The 15,990-nt window shown below is 72.1% G+C and carries 16 protein-coding genes; 5 read left to right on the forward strand and 11 right to left on the reverse strand.

Features of this window, described 5'->3' with window-relative positions; genetic code table 11:
• Positions 1-124: 124 nt before the first annotated feature.
• From ACILSK_RS10225 to ACILSK_RS10250, 6 genes are all read right to left on the reverse strand, one after another.
• A complete protein-coding gene (locus ACILSK_RS10225; RefSeq protein WP_395727042.1) occupies positions 125-853 on the reverse strand; it encodes a YoaK family protein in 729 nt (242 codons plus the stop codon).
• Between the two features lie 52 nt (positions 854-905).
• Positions 906-1,424 (reverse strand): DinB family protein, encoded by a 519-nt coding sequence (locus ACILSK_RS10230; protein WP_395727043.1) that lies wholly within the window; start codon positions 1,422-1,424, stop codon positions 906-908.
• Between the two features lie 59 nt (positions 1,425-1,483).
• Positions 1,484-1,981 carry a DUF1707 domain-containing protein gene (locus ACILSK_RS10235; RefSeq protein WP_395727044.1) on the reverse strand — a complete coding sequence of 166 codons (498 nt, stop codon included), beginning with the start codon at positions 1,979-1,981 and terminating at the stop codon, positions 1,484-1,486.
• Complete coding sequence (locus tag ACILSK_RS10240; RefSeq protein WP_395727045.1) at positions 1,978-2,739, reverse strand: PadR family transcriptional regulator; 762 nt, start codon at positions 2,737-2,739, stop codon at positions 1,978-1,980. The genes ACILSK_RS10235 and ACILSK_RS10240 overlap by 4 nt, the downstream gene beginning before the upstream one ends.
• A 156-nt stretch (positions 2,740-2,895) precedes the next feature.
• Complete coding sequence (locus ACILSK_RS10245) at positions 2,896-3,474, reverse strand: acetate uptake transporter family protein (RefSeq protein WP_395727046.1); 579 nt, start codon at positions 3,472-3,474, stop codon at positions 2,896-2,898.
• Between the two features lie 293 nt (positions 3,475-3,767).
• Entirely contained in the window at positions 3,768-4,352 is a 585-nt protein-coding gene (locus tag ACILSK_RS10250) for an HPP family protein (RefSeq protein ID WP_395727047.1), read from the reverse strand.
• Between the two features lie 346 nt (positions 4,353-4,698).
• Here ACILSK_RS10250 and ACILSK_RS10255 point away from each other — a divergent pair, with 346 nt between their 5' ends.
• Positions 4,699-5,886, forward strand: coding sequence for an MFS transporter (locus tag ACILSK_RS10255; RefSeq protein ID WP_395727048.1), 1,188 nt, complete (start codon positions 4,699-4,701; stop codon positions 5,884-5,886).
• Between the two features lie 24 nt (positions 5,887-5,910).
• Here the strand turns inward: ACILSK_RS10255 and ACILSK_RS10260 are convergent, their stop codons facing one another.
• Positions 5,911-7,410, reverse strand: a complete 1,500-nt coding sequence (locus ACILSK_RS10260) for a hypothetical protein (RefSeq protein WP_395727049.1) — start codon at positions 7,408-7,410, stop codon at positions 5,911-5,913.
• Between the two features lie 144 nt (positions 7,411-7,554).
• Here ACILSK_RS10260 and yidC point away from each other — a divergent pair, with 144 nt between their 5' ends.
• Genes yidC through ACILSK_RS10275 form a run of 3 tightly spaced genes read left to right on the forward strand, consistent with a single transcriptional unit; the run spans position 7,555 to position 8,644 of the window.
• Positions 7,555-8,040: a membrane protein insertase YidC gene (gene yidC / locus ACILSK_RS10265; RefSeq protein ID WP_395727050.1), complete on the forward strand. Its 486-nt coding sequence runs from the start codon at positions 7,555-7,557 to the stop codon at positions 8,038-8,040.
• A complete protein-coding gene (locus ACILSK_RS10270) occupies positions 8,022-8,402 on the forward strand; it encodes a YidC/Oxa1 family membrane protein insertase (protein WP_395727051.1) in 381 nt (126 codons plus the stop codon). Before yidC ends, ACILSK_RS10270 begins: the two co-directional genes overlap by 19 nt.
• 26 nt (positions 8,403-8,428) lie before the next feature.
• The gene (locus ACILSK_RS10275; RefSeq protein WP_395727052.1) at positions 8,429-8,644 is read left to right on the forward strand and encodes a hypothetical protein; all 216 of its coding nucleotides are present in this window, start codon (positions 8,429-8,431) and stop codon (positions 8,642-8,644) included.
• Between the two features lie 562 nt (positions 8,645-9,206).
• On the opposite strand, the gene ACILSK_RS10280 is transcribed toward ACILSK_RS10275, so the two are convergent.
• Complete coding sequence (locus ACILSK_RS10280; RefSeq protein ID WP_395727053.1) at positions 9,207-9,776, reverse strand: TOPRIM nucleotidyl transferase/hydrolase domain-containing protein; 570 nt, start codon at positions 9,774-9,776, stop codon at positions 9,207-9,209.
• Between the two features lie 219 nt (positions 9,777-9,995).
• On the opposite strand from ACILSK_RS10280, the gene ACILSK_RS10285 reads away from it, so the two are divergent.
• Positions 9,996-11,537, forward strand: a complete 1,542-nt coding sequence (locus ACILSK_RS10285) for a DUF222 domain-containing protein (protein ID WP_395727054.1) — start codon at positions 9,996-9,998, stop codon at positions 11,535-11,537.
• An 815-nt stretch (positions 11,538-12,352) separates the two neighbouring features.
• On the opposite strand, the gene ACILSK_RS10290 is transcribed toward ACILSK_RS10285, so the two are convergent.
• From ACILSK_RS10290 to ACILSK_RS10300, 3 genes are read right to left on the reverse strand one after another with little or no spacing between them, the layout of a single operon-like run.
• On the reverse strand, positions 12,353-14,767 hold the full coding sequence (locus tag ACILSK_RS10290; RefSeq protein ID WP_395727055.1) for a hypothetical protein: 2,415 nt from the start codon (positions 14,765-14,767) through the stop codon (positions 12,353-12,355).
• Positions 14,764-15,444, reverse strand: coding sequence for an ABC transporter ATP-binding protein (locus tag ACILSK_RS10295; protein ID WP_395727056.1), 681 nt, complete (start codon positions 15,442-15,444; stop codon positions 14,764-14,766). The genes ACILSK_RS10290 and ACILSK_RS10295 overlap by 4 nt, the downstream gene beginning before the upstream one ends.
• Positions 15,441-15,980, reverse strand: a complete 540-nt coding sequence (locus ACILSK_RS10300) for a PadR family transcriptional regulator (RefSeq protein ID WP_395727057.1) — start codon at positions 15,978-15,980, stop codon at positions 15,441-15,443. The genes ACILSK_RS10295 and ACILSK_RS10300 overlap by 4 nt, the downstream gene beginning before the upstream one ends.
• Between the last annotated feature and the right edge of the window lie 10 nt (positions 15,981-15,990).

Here is a 15,990-nt window from a genome sequence, read left to right on the forward strand (position 1 = left end):
GGGCCTCGGTGCCGTGGTGTCGCAACTGCGATATCCGTTACGGGGGCGACCGGGCGGCGCGAGTATCCCGCCGCGGTGACCACAACATTGCCGCGGGCCTGTATCTGCGCTGAACGCGCGCCGCTCAATTTGAGGAGGGCTCGGGTCTTCCCGGCCCGGCCGCCTCGGCTCGAGCGGACCAGGCCAGCGTTCCGACGGTCGCCACCGCGATGGTCAGCCCAGCGGCGAGCGCCAGACCGAGTCCCGGGTGCCAACGCAGCGTGAGTGCGCCCACCAACGCGCCGGCGGTCAGCAGCGCCAACGCGAGAACCCGGCGCGGCCACGGCTGTTTCGTCCCGCTGACCGCGGCGTCCGCGGCCAACCCGGTGATCAGCGACGTCACGACGACGGTGGTGATGTCCTTGACGGCGAGGTGCCGCGCCGTCGCCGCCTGCAGGCCCATCGCGACCGACAGGAACGCGACGATGATCAGCAGCGACGGCGCCACCGGCGCTCGACCGATCACGAACAGCGCCGCGGCCAGCGCCGCGAGGATCAGTCCGACCAGCGCGAACACCGCGCCGATCCGGCGTGACCACTGGCCGCCCGCCACGGACCGGACCACGCGGCCTCCGGCCAGGGCGCCGCACAGGAATCCGACCAACGCGATCGACGGGCCGAGCAAGGGCAGGTCATCCGCCCCGGCTGCGGCCATGCCGAGAATGACCACGTTGCCCGTCATATTGCCCGCGAACACCTTGTCCAGACCGAGGTAGCCGACCGCGTCGACGATTCCGGTGGAGAAGGTCAGGGCGAGCATCAGGGGCAGGTGGACCCGTTCGCCGGGTGGCCGGGACAGGCGTGGAGCGGGCATCGGCGTCCCCGATCGGTGCGGCGGTCGATGTCGGTGCGGTCGGGATCGGTCCTCATCCGCCGACGTCGTGCAGGTGGTGCACCGGGTCGTGCGCGAAGTACCGGGCCAATGTCTCGACGGTGAACACCGAGCCGTTCGACCGTCGGCCTGACCGTCCCCACTGATCCGGCCGGACCGCCGCGAACCCGTCCGCGATGTGGTCGGCGTTCCTGACCAGGTCGGCGGCCACCCGCGGTGGATCCTGGCCGGCGTAGTCCTGCTCGACCGCGGTCGCGTCCTGATCCCAATTGGCGAACAACGGATCGTCCTCGGCGAGCATCAGCTCGAGCCGAGCGGCGAAGATGCGGCACACGTCCCGCACATGACACCCGTATTCCAGCGGTGACCAGGTGCGCGGATCCGGCCGGTGCCGCACGTCCGGCCGGGCCAGCACGGCGGGCCACGCCGCGGCGTTGCCGCGGACGAGGTCGGGCAGGTCGGCCAAGGAGATCGCCTTGGCCTCGAAACCGCATTCCGGGCATCGTTTCTCGATCACCCAGGTCCAGTCCTTGGTATCCGGCGGCACCGTCATCGGGTCAGCCTACTGCGGGCGATCCCGGATCCACCGATCGCGACGGACCCGGGTCCACCTCAGTGGTGTCCCGACCACCGCCGGTGCCGCATCCGCCCGATCATCAGCAGCACGATCCCCAGCCAGAGCAGCGGGAACGGGAAGAAGCCGTGGCCGACGGCCCCGATCGAGCCGATGATCAGGAACATCATCAGCAGGAACATCACCAGCCGGACCGGCGGCGGCGGCCCGGAGCGACGCCCGCGCGGACCCCGGCCCGCCCAGTCGGACCGGTCTCCCTCGGGGCCGGGCAGTCCCGGCGGACGATAACCGTACGGGCCGGATGCCCACGGCGGGCGATCCGTGCGGCTCTGCGGCAGGTCGGCGAACAGCGGAGTCAGCTCGTCGAGATAGGTGCTGCCGTAGGCGAGGGCCACCCGCTGATCGAACTCGGCGGTGTCCAGCCGGCCGTCGGCGAAGTGGGTGGACAGCCGATCGACCGCGGCTTGCCGGTCGGTGGTGCCGGCCCGCATCCGCTGCGGCCCGGCCGGGACCGCGTCCGGCGGGACCTCGGTCACGACGGTTCCCCGTCGGACCCGGATTCGGCCCGGTCGCCCGCATCCTCGTCGCCGAGGATCCGGTAAAGGTCGCTGCGAGTGCGGGCCAACACCTTTCGCGCCTGGGCGATCTGCTCGGGATTGCCCGTGCGCATCACGTGGACGAACGCCGCACCGACCTGGAAGACGAGGTCACCGAGCTGGGTGTCGTCCTCGCGCGGGGTGAACGCGTCCCACATGCCGGCGAACTCCTGAGCCTTCTCGGCCGTGGTCCGCTGCCCGTCCTCGGTCAGCCGGTAGACCCGGCGACCCTCCTGTTCCTCCGCGCGGACCAGGCCCTCGTCCTCCAGTTGCTGCAACGTCGGGTACACCGACCCGGGGCTGGGCTTCCAGGCGCCGTGACTGCGCCGTTCGATCTCCTGGATGATCTGGTACCCGTGCATCGGCTGTTCGGTCAGCAGGGACAGCACCGCCGAGCGCACGTCGCCCCGGCCGGCCCGGCCCCGCTGGTGCCGGTGGCCGCCCCTCGATCCCGGGCCACCGCCCCACGGGTCCCAGCTGCCCGGACCCCAGTCCCACTTCCGGCCGCCGCCCCATGGACCACCGCGCGAACCGGGACCGGGGCCGGGACCGGGCCGGTTGCCGCCCCCGGGCGGGGCGCCGGGGCCGGGCGGCCCGAACGGCCCGCCGGGACCGCCGAACCCGCTGTCCATCAGTGCTTTTCGCAGCATTCCGGGGAGATCCCAGCTGTCTCCGGCGCCGCATGCCGACGATGTCATGTCGCCTCCTGAAGATCGGTCGCGATACGTCGACGATATATCGCGATACACCGGTCTTCAAGGGAAGTGCCGACTCATATCCAGTGTGCACCGCGCCGGGACTCGGGGTGGCCGGGCCGGGGCAACGCGGAGCGGGTTCGGGCAGTGCGGGTCGGGTCAGGGTTCGCGGTCCTCGGAACCGCCGATCCAGGGGGGCCCGAGGGGCACCACATGTCGGCCCATGGTGAGCCAGTAGAACTTCTCGATCAGCATGTAGGCGGCCAAGGCCGAGGCGATCAGCAGCACGTAGGCGCCGACGGTGCCAAGCGTGTGCGACGCGGCGAACGCCGCGGCCGATTGCAGTCCCAGGCCGAGCGCGACGGCGAGCAGGGTGATCGGCAGCACCGTGTTGTGCACCGATCCGGCCGGGGCGAAAGCGAGGGCCAGCACGGCAAAGACGAGGGCGAAGACTCCGCGGGCGGTGCCGGTGACGCCGAAGAACCCGATCTCCTCGCCCAGCAAGAAGCCCGGCACCACGATCCAGTACCAGCCGAAGGCGTTGTAGACGATGAAGTGGAAGTTGTCGCCGTTGAAGTAGGACAGCATGCCCGCGGTGACCTGGACCACCCCGCCGAATGCGGCCCCCACCCAGAAGACGGGGGCGACCTCCTGGACGCCGAGGTGTTCCAACTGGGCGGTGAGGGTCGCGATGACGAATCCGAGCAGGCCGATCAACCCGGGATCGGCCGTGCGCATTGTCGATGGTCGCGGCACCACTTGTTCTGTCATTTCCTGATCACCCCGTCGGCTAATTTTCGGATGGTCCGAGCCTATCTCCGGACGCCGGAAAATGCGCGCGGACGGACTCGCCAGTCATTCGAAACACTCTGGCATTGGCCAGATCACGTGCCTTCGGCCAAACGAACGGGGTCGACCATGGTCGGCCGGGTCCATTTTTCCGAGCGCGCCGACATCGTTGTCTAAAGTGCGGTGTCCACGGTGACGGCCACACCCTGTCGCCGTCGCCGGTGGATTCCGGCCCGGGACCGTCAGCCCGTGGACCCGGGGGTGAGGACCGACACGGTGATGACCCCGGGGACGGATTCGACGAGTGCCTGGGCGATCGCCCGGTCGGACGCCTCCTGGTAGCGGTCGGTGAGCACCACCTCGCCGTTGCCCACCTGCACCGACCAGCGGCTGAGCCCACCGATCACGCCGAGCTTGGACCGGACGTCGACCGCGATCTCCTCGTCGGTGCGGGCCAGCGCGCGGACGATGTCGCGGCGGGTGACCACCCCGACCAGCACGCTGCCGTCGACGATCGGCAGGCTCCGCCGTTGACCGGTCAGCATCTCCCGAGCCACCACCGACACGTCGGTGTCATGACTGACACCCACCACCGGGCTGGTCATCACCTCGCCGACGGTTCCCGCCGGGCCGGCCGCCGCGGCGGCCTCGACCGCCTCCTCGGACACCGGGAACCGGTTGCCGATCAAGTCGGCCTCGGTGACGATGCCGATCAACTCGCCGGCGTCGTTGGTGACCGGCAGGGCGGTGAATCCGCGCTTGGCCAGCATGGCCGCCGCCTTGGCCACGGGAACCGACGGCTGCACGGACAGAACGGATCTGGTCATGATGTCGCGGGCGCGCATGGCGGGCCTTCCTCGGATCGCGGCGGGCCTGACTGCCCGCCGGTGTCGAGGGTAGGGACCGCCGATCGAGCGCGATACGGTCGAAAGTCCCCAGCGGGGGAGTCAGCCGGACCGGTCGTCGAGGTACCCGCCGGGCGGTCGGATCATCCGTGGCGGGCCCCTGACTATCCTGGTCGGGCTCAGCCCCCTGGGCCCGCGCTGAACAATCAGGCTCCTCCTGCGTCGCCGGATTGCCTGCGCCCGGCCCTCCTGCCTACATTGCGGCCTCGCACACTCGGCCGACCAGGGACGGTCACCCGGCCGAAGCCGACGCACCGGAAGGACTGCCGTGGCGACCACTTCTTCCACGGTGTCCCGCCGATCGCGGGGCCTGCCGGCGGTGCTGGCCATGCTGATGACGACCGGCTGGGCGGCGAATCATTTCGCCGCGCTGCTGCCGGTGCTGCGCACGGCGCAGAACCTGTCCGCATCCCTGGTCGCCGGCCTGTACGGGCTGTACGCCGTGGGGCTGCTGCCCGGCCTGCTGCTCGGCGGATCGGCCTCGGACCGGCTCGGACGCCGAGCCGTCGCGGTCCCCGGAGCGTTGCTGGCCGCCGTCGGCACGCTCGTCCTGCTCTTCTGGCACGACCCGACCGGCCTCGTGGTCGGCCGGCTGGTGGTCGGGGCGGGCGCCGGGGCGACGTTCAGCGCCGGTACCGCCTGGGCCGCCGACCTGGGCGGCGCGGCCGGGGTGACCCGGGCCGGGGTGTTCCTCACCCTCGGGTTCGCGACCGGGCCCGTCGTCTCCGGCGTGCTGGCCGAGTTCGCCCCGGCACCGCTGGTGGTGCCGTTCGTGCTCAGCGCCGTGCTGTCCCTGGTCGCGGTGGCCGCGGCGGCCGCTGTGCCGGGCCGGGTCCCGCATCCACCTCCGCACGCCGTGCATCCGGCGGCCCATCCGCCGGCCGGCCCCACCCGGGCGCCGCGGTCCGTCGGGGCCGCATTGAGCTGGGCGCTTCCGGTGGCGCCGTGGGTGTTCGCCGGGGCGACCGTCGGGGTGGTCACGTTGCCGGCGCGGTTGCCCGCGAACGACGGTGGTCCGCTGCTCGCCGGCATCGCGGCCGGGATCGTGCTCGGCACGGGCGTGGCGGTCCAGGCCTACGCCCGGCGCCGCAACCTCGGCCCGGGCGCCGGCGTGGTCGGCGCGTTCACCGCCGCGGCCGGGCTGCTGCTGGCCGGGGTCGGCGGGTCACAGCCCGGCCTTGGGTTGGTCGGGGTGGCGTTCCTGCTCCTCGGCGCGGGGTACGGGCTGTGCCTGCGGGCCGGACTGCTCGACCTGGAGCGCTGGGCGCCGCCGGCCGGCCGCGGCACCCTGACCGGGCTGTTCTACCTGGCCACCTACAGCGGATTCGCCGTGCCGGTGGCGCTGGCCGCGCTCGAGCCCGTGGCAGGCCCGACCATCCCGCTGCTGGTGCTCGGCGCGCTGGCCGGCCTGGTCGCGGTGTTGCGGTGGATGCGAATCACCCGGATCCGCGCCTGACGGGCTCAGCGTCACCAATCAGGATCACCGATCGCCCAGCTGTTGCTGCAACGCCGTGACACTGCGCCCGGTCGGCCGGTCGTACAAGACGGTCAGCGCCCAGTCCCAACGCTCGGTGCGCCAGCGGGACTGCACCTGCGACCACGGCAGGTCCCACGGCTCGTCGGACCGGAGACGGCGGGCGAGCATGCCGATCCCGGCGGCGCCGAGGGTCGCCTCGAACGCGCCGGTCGCCTCGTCGATGTCGTGGACGACGACCTCGAGGTCCAGTTCGACGCGGATCGGTTCGGCGCTGACGTGCCGGGCGAACCACTCCAGACGCCGGGCGGCATCGATGTCGTTGCTGTCGTCCACGTCGTCGGCCGCCGACCGGGTCGGGCCGGTCCAGGTCACCATCTCGGGATCCAGCGGATCGCCGGCGACGAATTCGACCCACTCCTCGGCGATCCCGGACCCGTCGATGCGCCGCTGCAGGATCAGGCCGGTCTCGGCGTCGACGACGAGCTGCATCGGGTGTGGTTTGCGCGGCGGCGAGGCCAGTTCGACGGTCCAGGCGAGCCGGCCCAGGAACCAGGCGGTGCCGATCGGCCCGGCCGGGCGGGTGAAGTCGTCGCCCAGGAACGACTCCGGTCGGCGGCGGGCGAACAGGGCGGTGCCACCGTCGCCGAACGCCCGGCGGGGCATGGCGAGCGGGAGGGGATGATCGCCGTCGAACTGCCAGCGGGTCCGGTCGTCGACGATGAGCAGGACCGTCCCGCCCGGGTCCTCGATCCGGTAGCGGTCACCGTCCCGCCAGATCCGCACCAGCCCCTGCTCGGTGCGGATGGTCCCGCGGACCGCGGGCTCCGGGTCGGGCCCGTGCACCATCAGCGTCAGCAGCTCCACCCAGGACGGCGGGGTGGGCAGCCACACGGGCTCCGAGCCGGCCGTGACTGAGGCCGCCGTCGCGGTGGTGATCCTCGCCATCATGGGAGTGGGTGTCGGCGTCCGGATGACGGCCGGGTCCGCCGGTGCGGCGATGGCGCCGACCGCACCGTGCCAGTACGCGGCGTTCTCGCTGGTCGTGCGCAGGATCGTGTCCGGCGCGATGTCCGTGGCGGGCCAGCACTGGATGCGGTACCGGTCCGGCGCCGGCTCGTCCCCGACGGTGTGGTCCTGATCGCGGCCGGCGTCCATGCCGGCCGCGCAATACCGAACCCGGTAGGGGCCGGGGCCGGGAACGGCGATGGTGTGGCCGTCGGCGCCCCAGCCCTGGACGATCAACTCGGTACCGGTCAGCTGCATCGAGACCTCGACCGCGTCCTCCCATTCCGGTTCGAGCGGCGGCGGTGCGTCCAGGATCTGCACCTCGACCGGCACCCACCCCGTGTGCAGGCCGGTGATGAAGAACAGGCTCCGGCCGGTCCGCGCCCCGCACAGACCGTTCGTCTGGCCATAGAAGGCATCCCCGAGGAGCGGTGTGTCGAACCCGCCGTCGGTCGCATAGAACTGCCCGTACGAAACCCAGATGCGCAGTCGCGTCATCGCCGGCTCCCCCCGATTCGCCCCTGCCCGGGAGCATCTCACGGCCGGCCGTCGATCAGCCCGTCCCGAACGCGGTGAGCCCGTTGGGAACCAGGCACGGCGTCGGCCAGAATCGGGTCATCGACCGGTGCGCTGGAGGGGTGCGTGAACTTCAACTTCTGGTCCCTGGACTACATCTACTACCCGATCTCCGGGATCATGTGGGTGTGGCACAAGGTATTCGGTGCCGCCCTCGGACCCGACGCCACGCTGACCTGGGTACTCAGCGTCGTCTTCCTGATTTTCACCATCCGCGCGATCCTGTTCAAGCCGTTCATGACGCAGATGGACGCCCAACTCAAGATGCAGGCCATCCAGCCGGAGATGCGCAAGCTGCGGGAGAAGTACAAGGACGATCGACAAAGGCTCTCCGAGGAGATGATGAAACTCAACCGGGCGGCCGGGGTGAACCCGCTGGCGTCCTGCCTGCCGGTGCTGTCCAGGCGCCGGTCTTCATCGGCCTGTTCCACGTCCTGCGCATGTTTCAGCCGGTCGATGACGGGCCCGGCGGCCCGGGCGTGTGGTTCTATCGGGACAGCGTCTACTTCTTCGACCACGCCGACGTCGTCTCCATGGGCACCGCGAAGCTGACCGGGGGAGCGCCGTTGGTCGGCTTCATGACGATGCCGGCCGACCAGCTGGCCTTCATGGACGGGGTGCGGGCGGCGATCATCGTCTGGGGGATCCCGCTGACCATCCTGGCTGGCATTGCCACCCATCTGGCCAGCCGGCGGTCGGTCGCCCGGCAGACGCAGCTGAACGCGGACGCCGCGGGCAACCCGCAGACCGTCATGATGAACCGGCTGATGCTGTACCTGTTCCCGCTGTTCGTCGTCTTCGGTGGCCCGTTCTTCCCGTTGGCCATCCTCTTCTACTGGCTGGCCAACAACTCCTGGACGTTCGGTCAGCTGTGGGTGGCACACCGGCTCCAGGACGGGCGTGCGGGCGCCTGATTTCTGGCCACAGCGACGCAGCGGCGATGATCCCCGGGGTCGAGATCACCGATAACCAGGCCAATCTCGACGGCTTCCTGGGCATGGCCTTCGCGGTGCGCGGGCCGTCCACGCTCGACGAGACCGTCATCGATCCCGTGACCGGGGCGTTCATCGGCGAGCGCGAGACCGACGCCGATGGCACCGTCATCGGGTACGCCGCTGCTCGCAGTTTCGTCGTCGGCGCGCTGGGTCAGACCTGATCCGGTGGCCCGGTTCGGCGGCCGGATTCTTCGGCGTCGGGGACTGTCAGACCCTTGGCGCATGCTGTCTGCAACGGTCGGACAGAACTGGGACGGCTCTTGGACGTGTGTTCTTAAATGATGCTACGATCAGGTATGTTTGTGGCGGAGCGGCAGCACGGGGACCGTGCCCTGGTGTGGCGGTCCGCTCCGCCCGCGTCGCCGCCACCCCGCGAACTCTGGGCGCCGGGCACGGCCGAGCGGCACCCGTCGGACGGACCGCAGTGGGCGCCGGAATTCACCATCCATCAGCTGCTGCGACCGCGGACCGTCGACGACGCCGCGGTGCAACTGGCCGAGTACCGGCACCGGATCGGCACCACCCCGGCCGGTGGGGCGTTGGCCCGGTTCCTGCAACACCGGCCGGCCCGCCCCGCCGACGAGCTCGGGTTGCCGGGGCAGGAATCGGTGTGGGCCAACGTGCTGGTCGATNAGGCGGCCTGGCCCGGACGTGCCCACAGCAGGCAGCACCACAGCCGGGAATCGTCGTCCGTGTCCATGCCTGGTGATTGTGCCCGGCAGGTCAGACCTGACCGAGCACCGCGACCAGCGGCGCGGGAACGCGGTCCGGCTCCAGGGCGTGGACCAACAGCGCGGCATAGCGCTCCTTGCGTCCGGCTCGGGAGCCGAAGAACCGCCGCAGCACCGCGACCCGCGGCCGATCCCGCTGGGCCGGCATGCCGCGAAGCCGGCGCAGCGACGGTCCCTCACCGGCCGCCTCGATGACGGCCTCGACCCGGTCCGGGCCGAGCGCCCGGATCAGTTCGTCCTCCAGGTCGGCGTGGCATCCGTGGAAGCCGAGCCGGGTCGGTCCGTCCGGTAACCGGGCCGTCTCGAATCCGGCCGCCGCCAGGCCGCGCCGTAGCTGCTCCTCCTGGGCCGTGTCGTACAGGCCCACCAACGACAGGTCGAGGCCGCCGGGCCCGTAGTGGGACGCGAACGCCCGGATGTTGGTGATCCCGCCCATGTCGACGACCTCGACGCCATCGGCCGAGAGATCGCGTCCCGCGCGATCCGCCAGGGTCAGCAGGGCTGTGCGGTCACTGGTGCCCTCGACGAGGACAACGGCCCGTATGTTCGCAGCGGAGGTCATCGTTTCCAGAGCGTGCTGGGCGTCCCGGTCCGTCGTCAACCCGATTGTTCCCGCCGCCCATCCGCCCGTCGAGGGCCGGCCGTGGACTAGCACGAGCCGGTGATCGCTTGCCGATTCAGGCAACCGTCACTGTCCGAGCCACCCTGCATACTGCTCTGAAGTCCCGGCACAGCTTCACAAGAATCTGGACAGGTGTTCTCTATATTGGTATGATCAGGTATGTTTACGGCGGAGCGGCAGCACGGGGATCGTGCCCTGGTGTGGCGGTCCGCTCCGCCCGCACTGCCGCTGCCCCATGAACTGTGGGCGCCGGGCACGGTCGAGCGGCACCCGTCGGACGGGCCGCAGTGGGCGCCGGAGTTCACCATCCACCAGCTGCTGCGGCCGCGGACCGTCGACGACGCAGCAGTGCAACTGGCCGAGTACCGGCACCGCATCACCACCACCCCGGCCGGTGGGGCGTTGGCCCGGTTCCTGCAGCACCGCCCGGCCCGCCCCGCGCAAGAGTTGGCGGTGCCGGGGCAGGAGTCCGGGTGGGCCAACGTGCTGGTCGATTCCATCCGGGCCCGGGAACGGGTCATCGCCCACCTCCAGGGCGGCCAGATCGCCGACCTGGCCGAACTGTCCCGCAACTACCCCGGGCTCCGCGAGTTCCTGCCCACCGAGATCGCGTTGGCGTTGGGCGTCGCGGAAACCACCGCCACCCGCAAACTCCTGGAAGCCGAAGCGTTCACCACCCGCCTGCCGGCCACGTTCGCCGCCCTACACGCCGGGCACATCAGCGACCGCAAGGCCCGCGCCGTGCACCAGGGCACCGGCGACGTCACCGACGAGGTCGCCGCCCAGGTCGAACGGGACGTGCTGCCCGACCTGCCAGCCAGCACCATGCCGCAGGTCCACGACCTGATCGCGGCCGCGGTGATCCGCCGCGACCCGCACGGCGCGCAGGACCGCCACGAACAGGCCCGGGAACGCCGCGGCATCACCCGCCACCGCGACCCCGACGGCATGGCCACCCTCAAGGTGTTCTCCACCCTGCCGGACATCGCCACCATCCACGCCGCGCTGACCGCGATGAGCGACGCCGCCCGCACCCCCGACGACGACCGCACCACGGACCACCGGCGGGTCGACGTCCTGGTCGACCTGTGCACCGACGTCCTGGACACCGGGACCTGGCAGGGCCGGGACCTACCGGTCCGGCAGCGGCGCCGCCCGCACGTGCAGGTCACCATGCCGATCACCGCGCTGCTGCCCGGGCCGCCCACCGGGGACGTCGCCCAGCTGACCGGGTACGGGCCGATCACCCCCGCCCAGGCCCGGCACATCGCCGGCGACGCCACCCTGCGGCGGCTGGTCTGCGACCCACTGACCGGGACGCTGCTCGACTACGGCCGCACCACCTACCAACCCCCCGCGTCGTTGGCCGACCACGTCCTGGTCCGGGACCAGACCTGCGTCATGGCCGGCTGCCGGCAACCCGCCCACCGCTGCGAACTCGACCACACCGAACCCTTCCGCCCCGGACAGGCCACCGGCGGATCGACCAGCGCGACGAACCTCGCCCCGGCCTGCACACACCACCACCGCGCCAAGGACGGCGGCGGTTACCACCTCGACCAGACCACCGCCGGCTACCAATGGACCACCCCACTCGACCGGACCTACACCCGGCCGCACACCCGCCTCTGGCAACCCCCACCCGAAAACCCCCCGGACCCACCGCCACCACCGGAAGACCCCGACCCACCACCGTTCTGACCCAGGCACGTTCGCACGTCGTGGCCGCGCCGGTCGTAAGAGCACCCGACCACCGCCCAGCTCGAGGGTCCGTTCGCCGTGGGTTGTCGGTGCGCGCGGCGTGGTGCGGGCCCCCTGGGGATCCGCTTGCGCCGGGCGAGTGGCGGCCGAACCGATCTTGGCGAAGCCCTGCCTCGAGGGTAGAGCGCGTTGGCCGTGGGTTGTCGGTGCGCGCGGCGTGGTGCGGGCCCCCTGGGGATCCGCTTGCGCCGGGCGAGTGGTGGCCGAACCGACCTTGGCGAAGCCCTGTGCAGCGGCGGCGAGGCAAAGCGGAAGACCGGCCCGGCGGCGTTCAGCGAGACGGATCGGCGGCGGGCCGTGCTGGTGGCGGGTTGCCGGGGCGCCGAACTCGTTGCGGGGAGGGGAACTTCACCTCGGTGGAGGCCGCCTCGCCCCGGTGCGGAGCTCCGTCGCGAGACCATGGATGCCGGCCACCGAACTCCCCACCGGGGAACGGAACTCCCGGTCGATCGGGCGCCCGGATCCCCCCACGGGAGTTCCGTCACCGCAGCCCGACGGGCCCGACCCGGTTGGGCGGTCCGTGATGTGTCTGGGCCCGATCTGGCTGGGCGGGACCGTGATGTCCGGGCCCGACTCGGCTGAGCGGGCCGTGATGGCCGGGCTCGACTCGGCTGGGCGGTCCGTGATGGCTGGGCTCGACCCGGCCGACGGCGGGCCGTGATGTCCGGGCCCGACCCGGCCGACGGCGGTCCGTGATGCCCGGGCCCGACCCGGCTGGGCGGGGCCGTGATGTCCGGACGTCGGCGCGGCAACGGCTACGTCGTCCTGATGGCGGTCGGCCGGGTCAGGGCGGGCAGGGCCAGCGTGCTCGCCCCGGCCACCAGCGTGACCAGCCCCAGGGCGAGAGCTGAGTACCCCGCGGCTACGGCCCAGTCCAGGGCGGTCGGGGTGCCCAGCAGCGGTCCCAGCAGCGTGACGAGCAGCCAGGCGCTGAGTACGGCCAGCGCCACGCCCACCGCGATCGGTAGCACCGCGCCGATCAGCATCGACCGGGCGAGCACCCGGCGGGGCATCCCAGCGGCGACGGCCAGGGTCAGCGGCCGGCGTCGCTGCTGTCCCTGCTCGATCGCGGTGACGATCAGCCCGGCGACCGCCACCACCAGGGTGAGCAGAACGCCGATGACCAGCCCGGTTCGGGCGGTGGGGGACAGGACGCTGCGCAGCCCCAGGTCGGCGGGTTCGCCCGCCGCCCGGATCTCCACCCCCGAACCCAGATCGGCCAGGTCGGCCCGCAGCAGGTCGGCCGCCTCGGTCGAGGCCTCGACGCCGGTCACCGAGAAGCGGGCCGGGCTGCTGGACAGCAGGCCGTCGATGGCCGGGCCAAGCGCTCCGGGAGTGACGATCAGATCGGCGGCGTCGTAGCGGTCCGGCAGGCTGATGGTCGCCGTCGGTGCCGGGACCGTCCAGTCGAACGCGGTCGACCGGCCATCTGGGCCCGGCGTCGAGATCGCCAGCACCGAGCCGACCGGTGGCACGTCCTCGGATGGGTCGGCCTCCGCGAAGACCATGCCGTCGGTGCAGGCGACGCCGAGCGCCCCGCACGGGGCCAGCCGCAGGCTCACGAACGGCGGCGCCGTCGAAGAGCCCGATCGCGAATTCGGCTGCGGCACTGACGGTGCGGAGCCGGCGACGACACTTCCGGTGATCAGCGCCCCGCCCCGGATCACCGCGGACGGCCCGAGCCGGTCCTGCAGCACGCCGACGACCCGGTCCATCTCGCCGGTCGGGACGTCGGCCAGCTGCACCTGGTAGGCGACATCGCCCTCCCGGTCGAGCCGGTCGCCGGCGGCCAGCAGCGGCTGCAGCGCGATCGCCCCGGCCAGCACCACCGACAGTCCCGCCACCACCCGGGCCGGCGTGCCCGGGTCGAGCCGCAGCCGGCCGACCGCGAGCTGCCAGGCCGGCGGGCCGTCGGGCAGCCGCCGGGCCAGGCGTTCCAGCGCCCAGGGCAGCAGCACCGCCGCGGACACCAGCAGGGCGACGATGCCGGCGCCGGTGGCAGGCAACAGGCCGAACTGGGCCTGGCCGAGGGCCCAGAGCAGCAGGCCGCCGGCCACCGGGATGAGCAGTCGCCACCACAGGCGGCGGGGCGGTCGGGGCCGGCTCTGCTGCCGCACCACTCCCAGCGGGTCGGGCCGGCGGACGGCCAGCACCGACCCGACGGCCAGGATCGGGACGGCCAGCGCGATCGTGACCAGCGCCGGCGCCGACGGCCGCAGGTCGGCCGGAAAGAAGCCGGCCGGGCCGACCGTCACCAGCGGCGCCGCGAGGCGGGCCAGCAGGAAGCCGGCCGCGCCCAGGGCCAGCCCGGCCCCCGCGGCGGTGGCCGTCTCGACGACGGTGACGGTCCGGAGCTGGCCGGCGGTCGCCCCGACCAGGCGCAGGCCGGCGTCCCGACGCTCCCGCGCGACCGAGCCGACCCGGGACATCAGTGCCACGAACAGCAGCAACGGGACGATCACGATGGTCACGCCGGCCGTCAGCAGCACGTTGGTCAGGCTCACCGTGGAGCCATAGAACCGGTCCGGCCCGGGGGCGAAGCCACCGCCCCACCCATCGGCGACCCGGTAGGGCAACCAGCCGGCCGGGTCGGCGGCCACTCCCCGGTAGAGCCGCAGCTCCTGTGGGGCAATGAGCCCGTCGTCGGCGATGGTGCCGACGACCGTGTCACCGCCGAGCCGGGACCGGAACCCCTCGCCGTCCGGCCCGTTCAGCACGTCGGCCAGTGCGGGGGAGACGACGACCTCACCCGGCCGCGGGAACGTGCCCACCCCCGGCGGCGGCGTCGTACGAGCGGGATCGACGGCGGCCAGTTCGGTGACCTGGACCCGCTCCCCGCGGTACACCGAGGAGGATTCGGTCGCCTGGAACCAGGACGGCTCGAGCAGCGCGGGATCCAGGGTGCCGTCGGTGGTGCCGATCGGTGCGGACGTCGGCGACAGCGCCGCCGTGCGGTCGTCCCGGCTGTCCAGGGCCGGCCCGATCGACGCGGCCAGCAGCAGGACCAAGGTGCACAGCGCCAGACCGGCCGCGACCAGCGTCCAGCGCAGCCGCCCGGCCCGGCCCGAGGCCAGCAGCAATGCGCCGGCCAGCCGCAGGTTCGCGGCCCAACCCGGGGACCGTGCCGTCGTCGAAGCCCCGGGCGGCCGCGCGGGTGCCTGGGCGGTCATGCGGCGGCCCGGGTCTCGCCGGTGCGCCCGTCGCGGACCAGCACCTCGCGGTCCGCGTACGCGGCGATCCGGGGTTCGTGGGTGACCAGTACCAGGGCCGCGCCGGTGTGCCGGACGGTGGTGGTGAGCAGGCGCATCACCGCCTCGCCCTGCATCGAGTCGAGGGCGCCGGTCGGTTCGTCGGCGAAGATCACCCGTGGCTCGGTCGCCAACGCGCAGGCCAGGGCCACTCGTTGGGCCTGCCCGCCCGAGGCCTCCCCGGGGCGCCGGTCGGCGACGTCGTCGACAGCCAGCCGGCCGAGCCATTCGTCGGCGATCGCCCGCGCATCCCGGCGGCCCCGCCCGGACAGCCGCAGCGGGACGGCCACGTTGTCCCGGCAGGTCAGCTCGGGGATCAGCCGGCCGAACTGGAAGACGAAGCCGAACTCGGACAGCCGCAGCCGCGATCGTTCCCGATCGGACAGCGTGGACAGGTCGACGCCGTCGAAGGTGACGGTGCCCGAGTCCACCGGCAGGATGCCGGCCGCGCAGTGCAGCAGCGTCGACTTGCCCGATCCCGATGGTCCGATCACCGACACGATCTCGCCGGCCTCGACGGTCAGGTCGGCGCCGCGCAGGGCCTCGGTCGGCCCGAAAGAGCGGTGCACATCCATTGCTGCGAGCAGGATCTCGCTCACTTCTCCACCCCTTCGGTCCGCAGCCGGTCGCCCAGTGCGGTCAGTCGTGACGCGGTCAGCTCCAGCCAGCGCAGGTCCGCCTCGAGGTGCAGCAGCGCGTGGTCGCAGATGATCTGGTCGGCCAGATCGCCGGACTCCTTGCGGCGGGTCAGTTCTCGCATGCTGGCCAGGTGTTCGCGGCGCTGGGTGTCGAGGATCTGGTCGGCCGACCGATGGCTCATCAGGGCGAGTACCACCTTCGTGTAGAGGGTGTTCTGCAGGTACTCGGCCGGCCGCTCCGGGGTGCGCAGCCACGATTCCAGGTCGGTGACGCCGGCGTCCGTGATCGCATACCGCTTGCGGTCCGGTCCTTCGCCTGCCTGCACCCCATCGACACTCACCAGACCGTTCTTCAACAAGCGGGACAACGTGGCGTAGACCTGCCCGTACGCGAGCGGCCGGTCGCTGCCGAACAGCTCGTCGTAGCTGCGTTTGAGGTCGTACCCGTGGCGGGGGGCCAGATCGAGCAGACCCAACAGAGATCGGGACACTGACATGCCGGGGACT

It is taken from the genome of Nakamurella sp. (genome assembly GCF_044224575.1).
Lineage (GTDB): Bacteria > Actinomycetota > Actinomycetes > Mycobacteriales > Nakamurellaceae > Nakamurella.